The sequence below is a fragment of the Xanthomonas sp. NCPPB 2586 genome (assembly GCF_041475775.2).
In the GTDB taxonomy this organism is placed as follows: Bacteria; Pseudomonadota; Gammaproteobacteria; order Xanthomonadales; family Xanthomonadaceae; genus Xanthomonas; species Xanthomonas campestris.
On the sequence record NZ_CM192981.1, the window covers coordinates 2,688,197 to 2,704,580 of the forward strand.

14 protein-coding genes and 1 pseudogene are annotated in these 16,384 nt (G+C 67.9%); all 15 read left to right on the forward strand.

Annotated elements, in window-relative coordinates:
- The first annotated feature begins 9 nt into the window (after nt 1-9).
- Entirely contained in the window at nt 10-999 is a 990-nt protein-coding gene (fliG, locus tag ACCQ09_RS11505) for a flagellar motor switch protein FliG (RefSeq protein ID WP_011037091.1), read from the forward strand.
- Nucleotides 996-1,616, forward strand: coding sequence for a FliH/SctL family protein (locus ACCQ09_RS11510; RefSeq protein ID WP_011037090.1), 621 nt, complete (start codon nt 996-998; stop codon nt 1,614-1,616). Before fliG ends, ACCQ09_RS11510 begins: the two co-directional genes overlap by 4 nt.
- The gene (gene fliI / locus ACCQ09_RS11515; RefSeq protein WP_012438339.1) at nt 1,613-2,989 is read left to right on the forward strand and encodes a flagellar protein export ATPase FliI; all 1,377 of its coding nucleotides are present in this window, start codon (nt 1,613-1,615) and stop codon (nt 2,987-2,989) included. The genes ACCQ09_RS11510 and fliI overlap by 4 nt, the downstream gene beginning before the upstream one ends.
- A gap of 3 nt (nt 2,990-2,992) precedes the next feature.
- The gene (gene fliJ, locus ACCQ09_RS11520; protein WP_011037088.1) at nt 2,993-3,448 is read left to right on the forward strand and encodes a flagellar export protein FliJ; all 456 of its coding nucleotides are present in this window, start codon (nt 2,993-2,995) and stop codon (nt 3,446-3,448) included.
- Complete coding sequence (locus ACCQ09_RS11525; protein WP_228427925.1) at nt 3,445-4,725, forward strand: flagellar hook-length control protein FliK; 1,281 nt, start codon at nt 3,445-3,447, stop codon at nt 4,723-4,725. Before fliJ ends, ACCQ09_RS11525 begins: the two co-directional genes overlap by 4 nt.
- 165 nt (nt 4,726-4,890) lie before the next feature.
- On the forward strand, nt 4,891-5,433 hold the full coding sequence (locus tag ACCQ09_RS11530) for a flagellar basal body-associated FliL family protein (protein ID WP_016945280.1): 543 nt from the start codon (nt 4,891-4,893) through the stop codon (nt 5,431-5,433).
- A 12-nt stretch (nt 5,434-5,445) separates the two neighbouring features.
- Nucleotides 5,446-6,459 carry a flagellar motor switch protein FliM gene (gene fliM, locus ACCQ09_RS11535; protein WP_011037085.1) on the forward strand — a complete coding sequence of 338 codons (1,014 nt, stop codon included), beginning with the start codon at nt 5,446-5,448 and terminating at the stop codon, nt 6,457-6,459.
- Nucleotides 6,456-6,794: a flagellar motor switch protein FliN gene (gene fliN, locus ACCQ09_RS11540; protein WP_014507674.1), complete on the forward strand. Its 339-nt coding sequence runs from the start codon at nt 6,456-6,458 to the stop codon at nt 6,792-6,794. The genes fliM and fliN overlap by 4 nt, the downstream gene beginning before the upstream one ends.
- On the forward strand, nt 6,791-7,198 hold the full coding sequence (gene fliO, locus ACCQ09_RS11545; RefSeq protein ID WP_011037083.1) for a flagellar biosynthetic protein FliO: 408 nt from the start codon (nt 6,791-6,793) through the stop codon (nt 7,196-7,198). The genes fliN and fliO overlap by 4 nt, the downstream gene beginning before the upstream one ends.
- Nucleotide 7,199: 1 nt before the next feature.
- Nucleotides 7,200-8,030, forward strand: a complete 831-nt coding sequence (gene fliP, locus ACCQ09_RS11550; protein ID WP_116890929.1) for a flagellar type III secretion system pore protein FliP — start codon at nt 7,200-7,202, stop codon at nt 8,028-8,030.
- A 773-nt stretch (nt 8,031-8,803) separates the two neighbouring features.
- Nucleotides 8,804-8,899: pseudogene (locus ACCQ09_RS11555) on the forward strand (superoxide dismutase family protein); the annotation flags it as partial.
- Nucleotides 8,900-9,142: 243 nt separating this feature from the next.
- Entirely contained in the window at nt 9,143-9,412 is a 270-nt protein-coding gene (locus tag ACCQ09_RS11560; protein ID WP_040941337.1) for a flagellar biosynthetic protein FliQ, read from the forward strand.
- A 12-nt stretch (nt 9,413-9,424) separates the two neighbouring features.
- Complete coding sequence (fliR, locus tag ACCQ09_RS11565; protein ID WP_011037080.1) at nt 9,425-10,216, forward strand: flagellar biosynthetic protein FliR; 792 nt, start codon at nt 9,425-9,427, stop codon at nt 10,214-10,216.
- Nucleotides 10,217-10,320: 104 nt separating this feature from the next.
- Nucleotides 10,321-13,320, forward strand: coding sequence for a ligand-binding sensor domain-containing diguanylate cyclase (locus ACCQ09_RS11570; protein WP_228427927.1), 3,000 nt, complete (start codon nt 10,321-10,323; stop codon nt 13,318-13,320).
- Between the two features lie 130 nt (nt 13,321-13,450).
- Nucleotides 13,451-16,378: a ligand-binding sensor domain-containing diguanylate cyclase gene (locus tag ACCQ09_RS11575; protein WP_228427929.1), complete on the forward strand. Its 2,928-nt coding sequence runs from the start codon at nt 13,451-13,453 to the stop codon at nt 16,376-16,378.
- Nucleotides 16,379-16,384: the final 6 nt, after the last annotated feature.

The window sequence follows — 16,384 nt, forward strand, 5'->3', positions numbered from 1 at the left end:
ACACAATCGATGTCCGGTGTGCAGCGTGCCGCGGTGCTGTTGCTGTCGCTTGGGGAAACCGACGCGGCCGAGGTGCTCAAGCACATGGACCCCAAGGAAGTGCAGAAGATCGGCATCGCCATGGCCACCATGAGCGGAATCTCGCGCGACCAGGTCGAAAAGGTGATGGACGACTTCAACGGCGAACTGGCCGGCAAGACCTCACTGGGCGTGGGCGCCGACGACTACATCCGCAACGTGCTGATCCAGGCGCTTGGCGCCGACAAGGCCGGCGGCCTGATTGACCGCATCCTGCTGGGCCGCAACACCACCGGCCTGGACACCCTGAAGTGGATGGACCCGCGCGCGGTCGCCGACCTGGTGCGTAACGAACACCCGCAGATCATCGCCATCGTCATGGCGCACCTGGATAGCGACCAGGCCGCCGAAGCATTGAAGCTGCTGCCCGAGCGCACCCGCGCCGACGTGCTGCTGCGCATCGCCACCCTGGACGGCATCCCGCCCAATGCGCTGAGCGAGCTCAACGACATCATGGAGCGCCAATTTGCCGGCAACCAGAACCTGAAGTCGTCCAACGTGGGCGGCATCAAGGTGGCTGCCAACATCCTCAACTTCCTGGACACCGGCCCCGAACAGGGCGTGCTGGGCGAGATCGGCAAGATCGACGCCGACCTGGCCAGCAAGATCCAGGACCTGATGTTCGTGTTCGACAACCTCGTGGACCTGGACGACCGCGGCCTGCAGACGCTGCTGCGCGAAGTCTCCGGCGAGCGCCTGGGCCTGGCCCTGCGCGGCGCCGACGTCAAGGTGCGCGAAAAGATCACCCGCAACATGTCCCAGCGCGCCGCCGAGATACTGCTCGAAGACATGGAAGCGCGCGGTCCGGTACGCCTGGCCGACGTGGAAGCGGCGCAGAAGGAAATCCTCACCATCGTCCGCCGCCTGGCTGACGAAGGTGCCATCAGCCTCGGCGGCGCCGGTGCGGAGGCGATGGTATGAACGACGTGGTCACCCGCTGGCTCGCCCCCGACCTGCACATGGCGCCGGCACTGCCGGAAGCCGAGTTCGACGAACCGGCCGTGTACGAGCCGGTGCTGCGCCCGCCGACCCTGGAAGAGATCCAGGCCATCGAGGACGCTGCCCAGCAGGAAGGCTTCGCCCGCGGCCATGCCGAGGGTTTTGCCCAGGGCCAGTCGGAAGTGCGCCGCCTGACCGCGCAGATCGACGGCATCCTGGACAACTTCACCCGCCCGCTGGCACGTCTGGAAAACGAAGTGGTCGGCGCGCTCGGCGAGTTGGCCGTGCGCATTGCCGGCTCGCTGGTCGGGCGCGCCTACCAGGCCGAGCCGCAGCTGCTGGCCGACCTGGTGCAGGAAGCCATCGATGCGGTTGGCAGCGCCGGCCGTGAGGTCGAGGTGCGCCTGCATCCGGACGACATCACCGCCCTGCTGCCGCACCTGGCCACCAGCAGCACCACCCGGGTGGCCCCGGACCTGACCCTGAGCCGCGGCGACCTGCGCGTGCATGCCGAAAGCGTCCGCGTGGACGGCACCCTGGACGCGCGCCTGCGGGCCGCATTGGAAACCGTCATGCGTAAATCCGGAGCAGGCCTGTGAGCGCCTTGTTGGGAGCCACCCCGGCCGATTGGCTGGATGCACGCAATCTGCGCCTGGCCACCCGTCTGGGCGGGCTGGGCCTGGACCCGGCCGCCGGCCGCACCCTGATCCGCGAAGGCATCCTGCGCCGCGCGGTGGGCCTGACCCTGGAAGCCACCGGCTGCGAGGCGCCGATGGGCGCCACCTGCAAGGTGGAAGTCGATGGCGGCTGGGTCGACGCCGAAGTGGTCGGTTTTTCCGGCGAACGCACCTATCTGATGCCCAGCGCCGAACTGCACGGCCTGCTGCCCAACGCCCGCGTGGTGCCCTCGCGGCGCCGCGGCGGCGTGGAAGTGGGCGAAGGCCTGCTCGGCCGCGTCATCGACAGCGACGGCACCCCGCTGGACGGCAAGGGCCCGATCCGCGCCGAAGGCAGCGTGGGCATGGCCGGCGTGTCGATCAACCCGCTGGCGCGCGAACCCATCACCACCTCGCTGGACGTGGGCGTGCGCGCCATCAACGCGATGCTGCCGATCGGCCGCGGCCAGCGCGTGGGTCTGTTCGCCGGCTCCGGCGTCGGCAAATCGACGCTGCTCGGCATGATGACCCGCTTCACCTCCGCCGACGTCATCGTGGTGGGGCTGATCGGCGAACGTGGCCGCGAAGTGCGCGACTTCGTCGAAACCACCCTGGGCGAGGAAGGCCTGCGCCGCGCCGTGGTCGTGGCCGCCCCGGCCGACCGCCCGCCGCTGGCCCGCCTGCACGGCGCCTACCGCGCCACCGCGATTGCCGAATGGTTCCGCGACCAGGGCCTGAATGTGCTGCTGCTGATGGATTCGCTGACCCGTTTTGCGCAGGCGCAGCGCGAGATCGGCCTGTCGGTCGGCGAGCCGCCCACCACCCGCGGCTACCCACCGTCGGTGTTCGCCAAATTGCCGGCGCTGGTGGAACGTGCCGGCAACGGCGCCAAGGGCCGGGGCTCGATCACCGCCTTCTACACCGTGCTGACCGAAGGCGACGACCCGCAGGACCCGATCGCCGACGCCGCCCGCGCCATTCTCGACGGCCACATCCTGCTCTCGCGCCGGGTTGCCGACAGCGGCCTGTACCCGGCCATCGACCTGGAATCCTCGGTCAGCCGCGTGGTGCAGGACATCGCCGACGACACCTGGCGCCTGCGCATCCGCAAGCTCAAGCGCCTGCTGTCGGCCTACACCGCCAACCGCGACCTGATCGCCATCGGCGCCTACCAGCGCGGCAGCGACCCGGCCACCGACGAAGCGTTGGCGCGTTGGCCGGAAATTGTCGACTTCCTTGGCCAGGACGTGCACAAGGCGTCCGATCTGACCGACAGCCTGTCCGCGCTGCAGCGGCTGGTGGAACCAGAGAACTAACCGATGATGCAGTCCAAACGAATCGACCCGCTGCTGCGGCGCGCGCAGGAACAGGAAGACAAGGTGGCCCGCGACCTGGCCGAGCGTCAGCGCGCCCTGGACACGCATCAGTCGCGTCTGGAAGAACTGCGCCGCTACGCCGAGGAATACGCCAGCAGCCAGATGTCGGGCACCAGCGCGGTGGCGCTGAGCAACCGCCGCGCCTTCCTGGACCGGCTCGACAGCGCCGTGCTGCAGCAGGCACAGACCGTGGAAAGCAACCGCGCCAAGGTGGAAGCCGAGCGCACCCGCCTGCTGCTGGCCAGCCGCGAAAAACAGGTACTGGAGCAATTGGCTGCCAGCTACCGCGCACAGGAGAACAAGGTGATCGAACGCCGCGACCAACGTGAGATGGACGACCTGGGCGCACGCCGCGTACGCCTGGCCCGCAGCGAAGACGCCACCGGAGAATCCGCATGAACCCCTTGTCCGCCTTTGCGGCCGGCCTTGGCACACTCGCCAGCACCGGCAAGAAATCCAGCTACAGCGATCCCTCCTCCGAGCAGGACCCGGGGCAGGACCAGTTCGCGCGCATGCTCAACCCGGCCAACACGCCCAACCAGGCCCCGCCGCAGGCGCCCGAGCGCGTGCCGGCCAAGCAGGCCGTGCCCAAGCCGCCCGCCGACAAGCAGCGCAGCGACGACGACAACAACGAGGACGCGCCGGGCGATGCCACCGCGCGCTCGCGTGCGCAGGACGGCGATGGTAAATCTGCCCAATCCGCCAAGCAGTCCACCAAGGAGCCGGCGGCCAAGGACACCAGCGCAGCCACTGACACTGCCAAGGCCAAGCCGGCCGGCGCCGACGGCAAAGAAGAACCCACGGACGCGACTGCCACCCCCGACGCCGCGTGGCCGCCGGCGGGCCTGGGCGGGTTCGGCATGAGCCTGCTGGCGGCAGCGGTACCGGGCGGCGATGCCCTGGCCGCGGCGGCCGCAGCACTGACGGCCAGCATGAGCGCTGCCACCACGGCGACCACCGCCACGCCCATCCTGCCCACCGATGCAGCCGCACCGACCACCACCGCCACGGCCGCCAGCGCCCTGCCCTCGTTGGGCGCGCTGGCACCGGCGGCGGCCACCGCCAAACCCGCCGCAGCCACGGCGCTCAGCGGCGAGCCGCAGGCCGCCGCACTGATGAGCCTGGCCACCGCCGCACTGGATAGCTCGGCCGACGACCTCAAGACCGATGCGCCGGACGCGCCGGCCTTCGTGCTGCCGACCACCACCGCCTCTGCCCTGAACCGCCTGCAGGACGCCCCGGCCGTGTTCAGTGCCTCGCCCACCCCGACCCCGGAAATGGGCAGCGATACCTTCGACGATGCCATCGGCGCCCGGCTCAGCTGGCTGGCCGACCAGAAGATCGGCCACGCCCACATCAAGGTCACCCCGAACGAGATGGGCCCGGTCGAGGTGCGCCTGCATCTGGAAGGCGACAAGGTCAATGCCAGCTTCACCGCCGCCAACGCCGATGTACGCCAGGCGCTGGAGCAGAGCCTGCCGCGCCTGCGCGACATGCTCGGCCAGCAGGGCTTCCAGCTGGGCCAGGCCGATGTGAGCCAGCAACAGCAGAACCCATCCGGCAATCGCAACGGTGCCGGCACCGATGGCAACGGCCTGAGCCTGGAAGACAGCCCGCCCGTCGGAATTCCGTCGGTGGTGCTGCGCCAGCGTGGATTGCTGGACGCCTACGCCTGATTCCCACGGGCCCATGGGCCCGATCGCGTCGTGCACCGCGGGCACGCCCCCGCCCGCGGTGCCCTCCAAACCCCCGCAGCGTAAGGGCTGCGGGGGTTTTGGTACGCCCGGAAGCCGGGCGCCGGGAAACCGGCGCGGGTTTGGCACGCCGATTGCATCCACTGGGTGAGCATTCCCCTGGAGCACACCGTGGCAGCCGCGAAAAAACCCGAAAAGACCGAAGAGAAAGACGAGAAGAAGAAGGGCGGCAAGAAGCCCATCCTGCTGATCGCCATCGGTGTCGTTGTGCTGGCGGCTGCCGGCGGCGGCGCCTGGTTCTTCCTCGGCCACAAGGGCGAAGAGAAAGACGGCAAGCACGCCGCGCCCAAGGTTGCCGAAGTGCCCAAGCCGGCGCAGTACTTCCCGATGGACCCGGCGATCGTGGTCAACCTGGCCGACCCCGGCGACGGCCCGCAGTACCTGCAGGTCGAAGTGCAGCTGGTCACCCGCGACCCGGAAGAACTCAAGCTCATCACCGAAAACGCCCCGGCCATCCGCGCGCATCTGCTGATGCTGCTGTCGCAGGTCAAGGCCGCCGATGTGGCCGACCTGCCCGGCAAGCAGAAGCTGCAGAAATCCGCGCTGGCCGAAGCGCAGAAGGTCATGACCAGCGAGACCGGCAAGAAGTGCGTCGAAGAACTGCTGTTCACCAGTTTCGTTACCCAGTAAGGCACCGTCCCCATGAGCGTCAGTGATCTGCTTTCCCAGGACGAAATCGATGCCCTGCTGCATGGCGTCGACTCGGGCGCGGTCAACACCGAGCCGGAGCCCTTACCCGGCGAAGCGCGCCAGTACGACCTGTCCAGCCAGGACCGCATCATCCGTGGGCGCATGCCGACCCTGGAGATGGTCAACGAGCGCTTCGCGCGGCTGTGGCGCATCGGCCTGTTCAACCTGATCCGGCGCTCGGCGGACCTGTCGGTGCGCGGCATCGACCTGGTCAAGTTCAACGAGTACATGCACTCGCTGTACGTGCCCACCAACCTCAACCTGATCCGCTTCAAGCCGTTGCGCGGCACCGGGCTGATCGTGTTCGAACCCACCCTGGTGTTCACCGTGGTGGACAACTTCTTCGGTGGCGACGGCCGCTTCCACACCCGCATCGAAGGCCGCGAATTCACCGCCACCGAGATGCGCGTGATCCAGCTGATGCTCAAGCAGACCTTTGCCGACCTGAAGGAAGCCTGGGCACCGGTGATGGATGTGGACTTCGAGTACATCAACTCGGAGATCAACCCGCACTTCGCCAACATCGTCACCCCGCGCGAGTACGTGGTGGTGTGCCGCTTCCACGTGGAGCTGGAAGGCGGCGGCGGCGAGATCCACATCACCCTGCCGTACTCGATGCTGGAGCCGATCCGCGAACTGCTCGACGCCGGCATCCAGAGCGACCGCAACGACCGCGACGATTCCTGGAACGTGATGCTGCGCGAGCAGCTGGACACCGCCGAGGTCACCCTCTCCAGCGTGCTGGCCAGCAAGCGCATGAGCCTGCGCCAGCTCACCGGCCTGAAGATCGGCGACATCCTGCCGATCGACCTGCCCGCCCAGGTGCCGCTGTGCGTGGAAGAAATCCCCTTGTTTACCGGTGAATTCGGCGTTTCCAACGGCAACAACGCCGTCAAGATCACCGCCGTGCGCCCGCCCGGCGTGCAAGCCCCACGCGCCGTTCCCTCCCAGGACTCCAGCAAATGATCAACTCCGACATCCTCGACGCCGCGCCCGCCACCTTCGAAAGCCTGCACGCCGAGCACGACCAGAACGCCACCGACCTCAACCTGGACGTCATCCTGGACGTGCCGGTCACCCTGTCGCTGGAAGTCGGCCGCGCGCGCATTCCGATCCGCAATCTGCTGCAGCTCAACCAGGGCTCGGTGGTGGAACTGGAACGTGGCGCCGGCGAGCCGCTGGACGTGTACGTCAACGGCACCTTGATCGCGCATGGCGAAGTGGTGGTGATCAACGACCGCTTCGGCATCCGCCTGACCGACGTTGTCAGCCCCAGCGAACGGATCCGGAGGCTGCGGTGATCGGCCTGCTGGCCATTGCCGCGCCCGCCGCGGCCAAGGCCACCCAGGTCGGCGCGCAGGCGCCCTCTTCACCCGGCCTGTTTGGCGCGGTCTTTGCATTGCTGTTGGTGCTCGCGCTGATCGTCGGCCTGGGCTGGTTGCTCAAGCGCATGCCCGGCAGCGGATTCCGCAGCAGCGAGGGCTTGCGGGTGGTCACCAGCCTGGCGGTGGGTGCCAAGGAACGCGTGGTGGTGGTGGAGGTCAACGGCCAGCAATTGCTGCTGGGCGTGACCGCCGGCGGCATCAGCACCTTGCACACCCTGGCCGAACCACTGCCGCCCACGCCTGCACCCACCCTGCCCAATTTCAAGCAACTTCCCAATTTCGCCCAGCTGCTCGCACAGAAGCTGCGCAAGGACCCGTGACATGTTCAGTCGTTGGAATCGCTGGGGGCGCAGTGTGCGCCTGGTGTTGATCCTGCTGGTGATGAGCTGCCCGCTGCTGGCCAGCGCCACGCCCGCGGCCCTGCCGGCCATGGCCCAGGCCGCCGCACCGGCGGCGCCGGCCACCGGCAATCAGATCCCCACCCTGCCCAACGTCAGCGTTGGCCGCATCGGCGACCAGCCGGTGAGCCTGCCGCTGCAGACACTGCTGCTGATGACGGCGATCACCCTGCTGCCGTCGATGCTGCTGGTGCTCACTGCCTTCACCCGCATCACCATCGTGCTGGGCCTGCTGCGCCAGGCGCTGGGCACCGGCCAGACCCCCTCCAACCAGGTCCTGCTGGGGCTGGCGATGTTCCTGACCGCGCTGGTGATGATGCCGGTGTGGCAAAAGATGTGGGGTGCCGGCCTGCAGCCGTACCTCAACAACCAGATCGATTTCTCCACCGCCTGGACGCTGACCACCCAGCCGCTGCGCGCCTTCATGCTGGCGCAGATCCGCGAGACCGACCTGATGACCTTCGCGGGCATGGCCGGCGACGGCAAGTACGCCGGCCCGGACGCGGTGCCGTTCCCGGTGCTGGTGGCGTCGTTTGTGACCAGCGAGCTGAAGACGGCATTCGAGATCGGTTTTCTGATCTTCATTCCGTTCGTGATCATCGATCTGGTGGTCGCCAGCGTGTTGATGTCGATGGGCATGATGATGCTGTCGCCGATGTTGATCTCGGCACCGTTCAAGATCTTGTTGTTCATCCTGGTGGATGGGTGGGTGTTGGTGGTGGGCACGCTGGCGGCGAGCTTTAACGCGTCGTAGGGGTGGGCGCGCGTTGCGCGCGGTAGCATTGCCCTAGTTGACTGAGTTTCCACACGGCAACGCTGCACTGCTCAACCATCAGCTCCGCTTGCCGCTTGCCGCTTGCCGCTTGCCGCTTGTTGCTTGTGCTTGTGCTTGTTGCTTCGCCTTCGCTTTGCTTTCAGCTTCTCCGGGGCCCCATACCGCAGCGGCAGGCCATTCGGGGCAAACCCCGCAGGGGCGGCGCGCATGGATGCGCGACGTTTTTCAAAGGGACAGGGACGTCCCTTTGAAAAATTCCCGGATGGCCTGCGGACCTGGAGCGCGTAGCGCGGAAGGCGCGAGGACGGGGTGTGCTTTCTTTTGGTTACTTTTCTTTGCACAAGCAAAGAAAAGTGACTCGCGCCCGGAGGGCGTGAAAGCATTTGATTGATTGCTCCAACACACAGCAAAAGCTCAAGCGAAAGCAGAGCTTTCGGCCCCCTTCGGGGGTCGAGTTACTTTCTTTGCTTGTGCAAAGAAAGTAACCAAAGAAACACACCCCCGTCCTCGCGCCCCTCCGCGCCAAGGCGCTCCGGGTACGCAGTCCACGTGGGAATTTTTCAAAGGGACGTCCCTGTCCCTTTGAAAAACGTCGCGCATCCATGCGCGCCGCCCCGCTGGGGTTTGACCCACGTGGCCTGCCGCTGCGGTATGGGGGACCCCGAAGCAGAACAGCAAAAGCCAGGCAACAGCAAAGCTGAGCAACGGCCGAGAACAGCTAGTAACAGCGAAGGGACAGCGACAGCGACGAGGTAAGGGGCACGGCCACCTTCAAGACCGTGGAGGGCGCACTGCGTATCACCGGCCAACTGAGCGGGCTCAAGCCCAACAGCGAGTATGGCTTCCACAGCGGCAGCGGCAGATTCGCCGCATCGCTGCTCGGTGCGCCACCGCAATCAGTCCCAACCGGGCGCTTCGGCACCGTGACCAGAACGATCCCCACTCCCGTGTCGACAGACTCAACAATCCTTGCTCGGTGCACCACCGCAATGCGTGCCCGCATCGGGCACTTCAGCCCCTGCTCCAAACGAATCACCAATCCCACCTCCCCAATCCCCTCCTTTGGCACCGCACTTGCATCAGCACTCCCCATGAGCCCTGAAATCGCCCTGACCGAATTGCGTGGTGGCCTGGTCACCGTCTTGTGGATTGCCGGACCGATGCTGCTGGCGGTGCTGATCGTTGGTGTCGTGATTGGTGTGGTGCAGGCCGCCACCCAGTTGAACGAGCCCACCATCGGCTTTGTCGCCAAGGCCGTTGCCTTGACCGCAACCTTGTTTGCGACTGGCAGCATGCTGCTGGGACATCTGGTGGAGTTCACCATCGAGTTGTTCCACCGCATTCCGCATCTGATCGGGTAGCGGGACGCGCTGATGGATGCCGCCACCCAGATGGTGATCGATGGCCAGCGCGCGTTTGCGATGGTCGGGGCGATCATGTGGACGATGCTGCGCACCGGTGCGCTGCTGACCGCGATGCCGTTGATCGGGACGCGGGCGGTGCCGGGGCGGGTGCGGGTCATGCTGACCGGGACCCTGGCGATGGCGCTGGCGCCGATCCTGCCGCCGGTGCCGGAGTGGGACGGGTTCAATGCCACCGCAGTGCTGAGCATTGCGCGCGAGTTGGCGGTGGGGGCCAGCATGGGTTTCATGCTGCGGCTGATCTTCGAGGCCGGTGCGCTGGCCGGCGAGCTGGTGTCGCAGGCCACCGGTCTGTCGTTCGCACAGATGTCCGACCCGCTGCGCGGGGTGACCTCCGGTGTGATCGCGCAGTGGTTCTACATCGGCTTCGGGCTGCTGTTCTTCGCGGCCAATGGGCACCTGGCGGTGATCGCGTTGCTGGTGGACAGCTACAAGGCCTTGCCGATCGGGACCGCGGTGCCGGATGCGGCCGCGTTTGCCGAAGTGGCCCCCACCTTGCTGCTGCAGGTGCTGCGCGGTGGGCTGACCCTGGCCTTGCCGATGATGGTGGCGATGCTGGCGGTGAACCTGGCATTTGGTGCGCTCGCCAAGGCCGCGCCCGCGTTGAATCCGATGCAGCTGGGCTTGCCGCTGACGGTGTTGCTGGGGCTGTTCCTGCTGTCCAGTTTCGCCAGCGAATTCGCACCGCCAGTGCAACGGCTGTTCGACAGCGCGTTCGATGCGGCGCGCGCACTGACAGGATAGCGTGACCGGCCTCAAGCTTTAAGCGCCATGGCCGACAATGCTGGTGGACGATTGATGGCGGCAATCGCCAGTGATCACTGCCCTTCCTCCGTCGACGGGAAACGATGCCCACGCTGCCTGCCCTGCTCGCCCTGCTCGCCCTGCTGCTCCCGTGCCGCGGTTCGCTGCGGGCTCGGCCGTGGCTGCGGGCGCTCTGCATGCTGGTGCTTGCCCTGCTGGGCACCGCAGGTGCAGCGCATGCGCAGACCTTCAGCTTTCGCGAATACGACCAGGCCGATGGCCTGCAGGGGATGTCGATCAACGGCATCCTCGAAGACCGCAACGGCGCGGTCTGGGTGGCCACCGAAACCGCGCTGCACCGCTTCGAGCGCGATCGCTTCGTCCCGGTCGGTGCCGAGCAAGGCCTCGATGCCCGCTACACCCGTGCACTGACCCTGGACCGCGCCGGGCGGTTGTGGGTGGCCACCGCCAACGGCGTGTTCGTCCGCATCGGCGAGCGCTTCGAGCAGGTGCACTACAACGGCAAGCGGATCCGCGCCGATGCCGGCAACGTGATCGCCGCCTACCGCAACGGTGTGGCGGTGGTGAGCGACAACACGCTGCTGGCGCTGACCCCTGCCGCAGTCACCGGCTGGCAGGTGCAGCCGCTGCCGCTGCGTGCCGCCGATGGCACGGTGCTGCCGCCGCGCCGCGCCTTGCTGGCCGATGGCAACGATTTGTGGGTGGCCTGCGCGGCAACTGTCTGCAGGCTGGATGCGCACGGCACGCTGGTGGAGGTGCTCTCGGACGAGGAAGGCGTGCCGGCCAAGCGCTGGCGGGTGATCTTTCGCGACCGTGCTGGCCGGCTGTGGTTGCGTGGCGGTGGCCTGATCATCTCGCGCGGGCCAGGCGAGGGGCGTTTCCGTTCGCATCCGTCCAGCGCGCAAGCCACCTTCAACACACTGTCGGGCGCCACCACCATGGTGGAAGACCCGCAAGGCCGGCTGCTGACGCGTGCCGACCATGGCCTGGTGCGTTGGCAGGACGGCCACTGGACGGCGATCGGTGCCGACCAGGGCCTGCACCTGGATGCGATGGTGGGCCCGCTGCTGCAGCAATCCACCGGCACCTTGTGGATCGGCACGCGCGGCATGGGGATCCAGCGCTGGCTCGGCTACGGCAGCATCGAACACCTGACCGAAGCACAGGGCATGGCCGCCGCGCCCACCTGGGCCATCCAACGGCTACCCGACGGCACCCTGGCGGTGGGTGCGGACGGCGGCGGCAGCCTGCTGCCGGCACAGGCGCAGCGCGCGCAGCCCTGGCTGCAACACGACGGCCAGCCGCTGCCGCAGGCGCTGACCATTGCGGTGGCGCCCGATGGCGCGGGCTGGGTGTCGTTTTTTTCCGGGGCCATTGCGCGCCGCGACCCGATCACCGGGCAGACGCGCCGGGTGATGGACCTGCCGAGCCCGGTCTACAAACTGGTCTTCGACCGCAGCGGCACGCTGTGGATGGCCACCCCGCGCGGCATCTACCACGGCAGCAGCCAGGCACCCTACCCGCTGGCACCCGATGTCGCGTTGGCCGGTACCTTTATCGGCGATCTCGATCTCGACGCGCAGGGCCGGCTGTGGGCGGCCACCGCCGATGGCCTGTATCGCCGCGATGGCAACCGCTGGGTGCAGGTGCCGGTGCATGGCGATCTGCCCAGCCAGGACCTGTTCCAGCTCGACTTCGCCGCCGATGGCGAGCTCTGGGTGTCGCTGCGCGAGGTGGGCCTGTGGCACGGGCGTGTGCAGCCCGACGGCAGCGTGGCGCTGCAGGCAGTGACCGACCCGCTGGTCTCAAAGGTCATGCCCTTCATCCTGCGTCACGACCGCAAGGGCCGGCTGTGGGTGGGCAGCAGCCAGGGGCTGGATCTGTATCAGCACGGCCACTGGTCGCGGATCACCCGCGCCGAGGGGCTGCTGTGGGACGACATGTCGGCCAATGCGTTTTTCGAAGACACCGACGGCAGCATCTGGATCGGCAGCAGCCGCGGCCTGAGCCATCTGCGCCAGCCCGACCGCCTGTTTGCCGCACCGCCATTGCGGGTGGAGATCGCCCAGGTGCAGCGCGGCGAGCGCAGCCTGCGCGCGGATACATCGGTGGGCTGGTCGGAGACGCCGCTGGAGATCGACCTGCGCACCCCCGGTGTGGAGGGCGGGCCGGAGCGCATCAGCTTCCGCTACCGGGTGGAAGGCCGCCAGGCACGCTGGACCACCACCTCGCTCAGCCACATCACCTACCCCTTGCTGCCACCGGGCAACTACACGCTGGAAGTGCAGGCGCTGGACGCCTACCAACGCAGCGCCAGCCCCATTGCACAGTTCGCCTTCGCACTGCGACCGCCGTGGTGGCGCAGTGCGCTGGCCATCGTGGCGTACGTGCTGGCCGGCATCGGCGGCGTGGTGGCGCTGCTGCGTTGGCGCACGCGCAAGTTGCTGGCGCGCAAGCAGGAGCTGGAACATCTCATCGCCGAACGCACCGCCGAGCTCGAGCAGGACAAGCGCGATCTGGAAGCCGCGCGCGCGGCATTGACGCACAAGGCCACGCATGACGAATTGACCGGCCTGCTCAACCGCGCCGGCATTCTGGAAGCGCTCCGCGGCATGCTCGACAGCGCGCCGCTGCGCGAGCAACCGCTGGCGGTGGTGCTGATCGACCTGGACTACTTCAAGCAGGTCAACGACCAGCACGGCCATCTGGCCGGCGATGCGGTGCTGGCGGGCGTCGGCATGCGTTTGAATGCGCTGGTGCGTGGCAACGACCGGATCGGCCGCTATGGCGGCGAAGAATTGCTGGCGCTGCTGCCTGGTCTTGGTGCTGATGCAACCCATCGCCTGGACGCGTTGCACGCCGGCATCTGCGGCGATTACCCCACCGGCGAGGTCGTGCTGCCGATCACCTGTTCGATCGGCGTGGCCTGGCGGTACCCCGGCGACAGCGTCGAACACCTGCTCGCACGCGCCGACGCAGCGCTGTATCTGGCCAAGCGCAACGGACGCAACCGCATCGCATACGACGCTGCGCCGCAGCTGCACGCCAGTGATGCAGCACGCAACGCCGACAACGCCGGTTAAAGAAAGCCGTCACTGCAGCCGTTAGCGTGGTAACGCGGCTTGCACGACCGGCCGTCCATGGCACCCGTGAGGCACGGCGCATGACGCACCGGCCTTGACGCCTGCCGCTGCGTGGGAGAGCGCAACGCCCGTGGGGTTCGAGAACCGCCAGTGCACTTCGCCAACCCGGCGTCCGTCGAAAGGCGTGGCGCTGCTGTTGGTACTGCTGTGGCTGGCGTTTGCCGAACTGGCCGGTGCGCAGACCGCCACCATCCGTCGCTACGCACACGATCAAGGCCTGCTCGGGCTGGCTGGCACCTGCTTGCTGCAGACCCGCAACACACTGCTGTGGGTGTGCACAGAAACCGGGCTGTATCGCTTCAATGGCCGCAATTTTCAGCAGTCGCCACTGGATGGCCTGCGCAACGAACCCATTTCGTCGATGAGCGAAGCGCCCGACGGGCGCTTGTGGGTGGCCGGTTTCCAGAGCCTGTTCGTCGGCGACGAGCGCGGCTTTCGCAAGCTCGACCCCACTGAAGTCAACCACCTGCAAGACGGCGTGCTGCTGGCCAGCCTGCCGTGGGGCACCGTGCTGGCCAATAACGGCACCCTGCTGCGCCTGTTGCCACGTGCGCGCGAACGCTGGCATAGCGAACCGCTGCTGGACACCGCCACCCGGGTGCGCGTGCCGGACCTGTCCAAGGTGCTGAGCCTGTCGGTGGATGGCGACACCTTGTGGGCCGGCTGCGGGCGCCAGCTGTGTGCGATCGATGCGCAGCGCAAGGTGCAGGTCTACGGCCCGCAGCAAGGCGTGCCGGACGATCGCTGGTACAGCGTGTTGCGTGACCGCGCAGGTGGGCTGTGGGCCCGCGGCGTGGGCACGATCGTGTACCGCGCACCGGGCGCGCACAACTTCACGGTTCGGCCACTGCCGGTGCTCGATGGCCGCGCCGTCGGCCAGCCAGCGCCACTGGTGCTGGACCGCAGCGGCCGCGTACTGGTGCGCAGTCACGCCGGGCTGGTGCGCTGGGAGTCTGACCACTGGCGCAGTTTCGATGCCGGCAACGGGCTACCACAGGGCAGCAGCCACGCGGTGGTGGTCGACGCCGAAGGCGACGTGTGGATGAGCGTCGATGGCGAAGGCCTGGTGCGCTGGGCCGGCTACGAATGGATCGAAAACTGGGACGCCTCGCAGGGCATGCCACTGACACCCACCTGGTCGATCACCCGCGACGCGCACGGCGCATTGCTGGTCGGCAACGAACACGGCGTTGGCCGCCAGGCCGTGCCGCATGGCCGCTTTGCGCCGGCGCTGCCGGGTTCGGGCATCCAGGTGGTGAGCATGGTGCGCTCTGCCGACGGCAGTGTGTGGACCCTCAATTCCGCCGGCGCGGTGCGGCGCGACTGGCCGGATGGGCGCAGCGCCCAGGTCGGCAAGCTGCCGCGCACCGGGCGCCGCCTGCTGCTCGACCGCCAGGGGCGGCTCTGGGCGTTGAGCGTGGCCGGGCTGTTCGTCATCGACGCGGCCTTGGAGGGCGCCCCCCTGCACCGGGTGACCGACCTGCCGGCGATCGCCTATACCGATGTCCAGCAAAGCGGCGACGGCAGTGTGTGGGTGTCCAGCGCCAATGGCCTGTTCCGCCTGCAGGGAGCGCACTGGAGCAAGATTCCGATCCGCGTCAACGGCGGGCCGGGCGAGCCCTGGGTGAGCAAATTCCACGTCACCGACAGCGGCGAAGTCTGGCTGGCGTTCTATCGCCCTGGCGTGTGGCATGGCGTGTTGCAGCCCTCCGGGCTGGACCTGCAGGCGGTCAGCGACGAGGCCCTGGGCGAAGCGGGCGTGTACCTGCTGCGCGAGGACAGCGCCGGGCGGATCTGGGTGGGCCACGCCGGTGGCGTGGAGGTCTACGACGGCCAGCGCTGGTCGCATCTGTCGCAGTCGCAAGGCCTGCTCTGGGACGACGTCTCCGAAGCCGCGTTCCTGGAAGAGCCGGATGGGTCGGTGTGGATCGGCACCGCGCGTGGTGTCAGCCATGTGCGCACGCCGGCGCGGCTGTTCGACCAGCAGCAGCCCAGCGTGCGTATCGACAGCGTCACCCGTGGCGGTGTGCCGGTGCAGCGCGGCCAGCTGCTGGCCTGGAACGACAAGCCACTGCATCTGGCGTTGTCCAGCCTGCAGGTCTACGACGACCCCAGCCGTCTGAGCGTGCGTTATCGCCTGCTCGGCCTGCACGACGAATGGATCCAGACCAACGACCTGGCCATCGACCAGCCGCCGCTGCCTTCGGGCCATTTCCGCCTGCAGGTGCAGGTGCTCGACCGCTACCGGCGCACCGCCTCGCCCATCGTCGACTGGCCGTTTGCGGTGGCACCGCTGTGGTGGCGCAGCCCGCCGGCTATCGCGCTGTATGTGCTGATGGGCGCTGGCGTGCTGGCCGGCCTGTGGCGCTGGCGTCACCGCCATCTGGTGGCGCGCGAACGCATGCTGGCCGAGCTGGTGGCCGAACGGACCTACCAACTCGAGCGCGAGAAGCGCGAGCTGGAAACCGCACGCGCCGCGCTGGCCTTGAAGGCCAGCCATGACGCGCTGACCGGCCTGCTCAACCGCTCCGGCGTGCTGGAGGCACTGGCCGAAGAACTGCAGCAGTGCGCCAGCGCCGGTCACCCGTTGGCGGTGGTGCTGATCGATCTGGACCACTTCAAGCTGGTCAACGACGAACAAGGGCACCTGGTGGGCGACGCCGTGCTGGCGCAGGTCGGCGCGCGGCTCACCAACTGCCTGTGCGACTCCGACAAGGTGGGCCGCTATGGCGGCGAAGAACTGCTGCTGTTGCTGCCGGGCATGACCCAACAGAGCCAGCACCGCCTGCGCGCCATCCATGAGGTGATCGGCGCCACGCCCTACGAGGTCGGTATTGCGCGGCCGTTGCGGGTCACCTGCTCGGTCGGCGTGGCCTGGTTCCGCAGCGGCGACAGCACCCCGACCCTGCTGGCCCGCGCCGACGAGGCGCTGTATCGCGCCAAGGGCCAGGGGCGCAACCGGATCGAACCGGAAACCCCGGCCTGCTCGGTTGCATGAAACCCG

What these genes read in the sequence shown, in the direction of transcription:
- ACCQ09_RS11570 (WP_228427927.1), top strand. Translation starts at nt 10,321, where the DNA reads ATGCCCACGCTGCCTGCCCTGCTCGCCCTGCTCGCCCTGCTGCTCCCG.
- fliP (WP_116890929.1), top strand. Translation starts at nt 7,200, where the DNA reads ATGTTCAGTCGTTGGAATCGCTGGGGGCGCAGTGTGCGCCTGGTGTTG.
- fliG (WP_011037091.1), top strand. Translation starts at nt 10, where the DNA reads ATGTCCGGTGTGCAGCGTGCCGCGGTGCTGTTGCTGTCGCTTGGGGAA.
- ACCQ09_RS11510 (WP_011037090.1), top strand. Translation starts at nt 996, where the DNA reads ATGAACGACGTGGTCACCCGCTGGCTCGCCCCCGACCTGCACATGGCG.
- fliR (WP_011037080.1), top strand. Translation starts at nt 9,425, where the DNA reads ATGGATGCCGCCACCCAGATGGTGATCGATGGCCAGCGCGCGTTTGCG.
- ACCQ09_RS11525 (WP_228427925.1), top strand. Translation starts at nt 3,445, where the DNA reads ATGAACCCCTTGTCCGCCTTTGCGGCCGGCCTTGGCACACTCGCCAGC.
- fliM (WP_011037085.1), top strand. Translation starts at nt 5,446, where the DNA reads ATGAGCGTCAGTGATCTGCTTTCCCAGGACGAAATCGATGCCCTGCTG.
- ACCQ09_RS11560 (WP_040941337.1), top strand. Translation starts at nt 9,143, where the DNA reads ATGAGCCCTGAAATCGCCCTGACCGAATTGCGTGGTGGCCTGGTCACC.
- fliJ (WP_011037088.1), top strand. Translation starts at nt 2,993, where the DNA reads ATGATGCAGTCCAAACGAATCGACCCGCTGCTGCGGCGCGCGCAGGAA.
- fliN (WP_014507674.1), top strand. Translation starts at nt 6,456, where the DNA reads ATGATCAACTCCGACATCCTCGACGCCGCGCCCGCCACCTTCGAAAGC.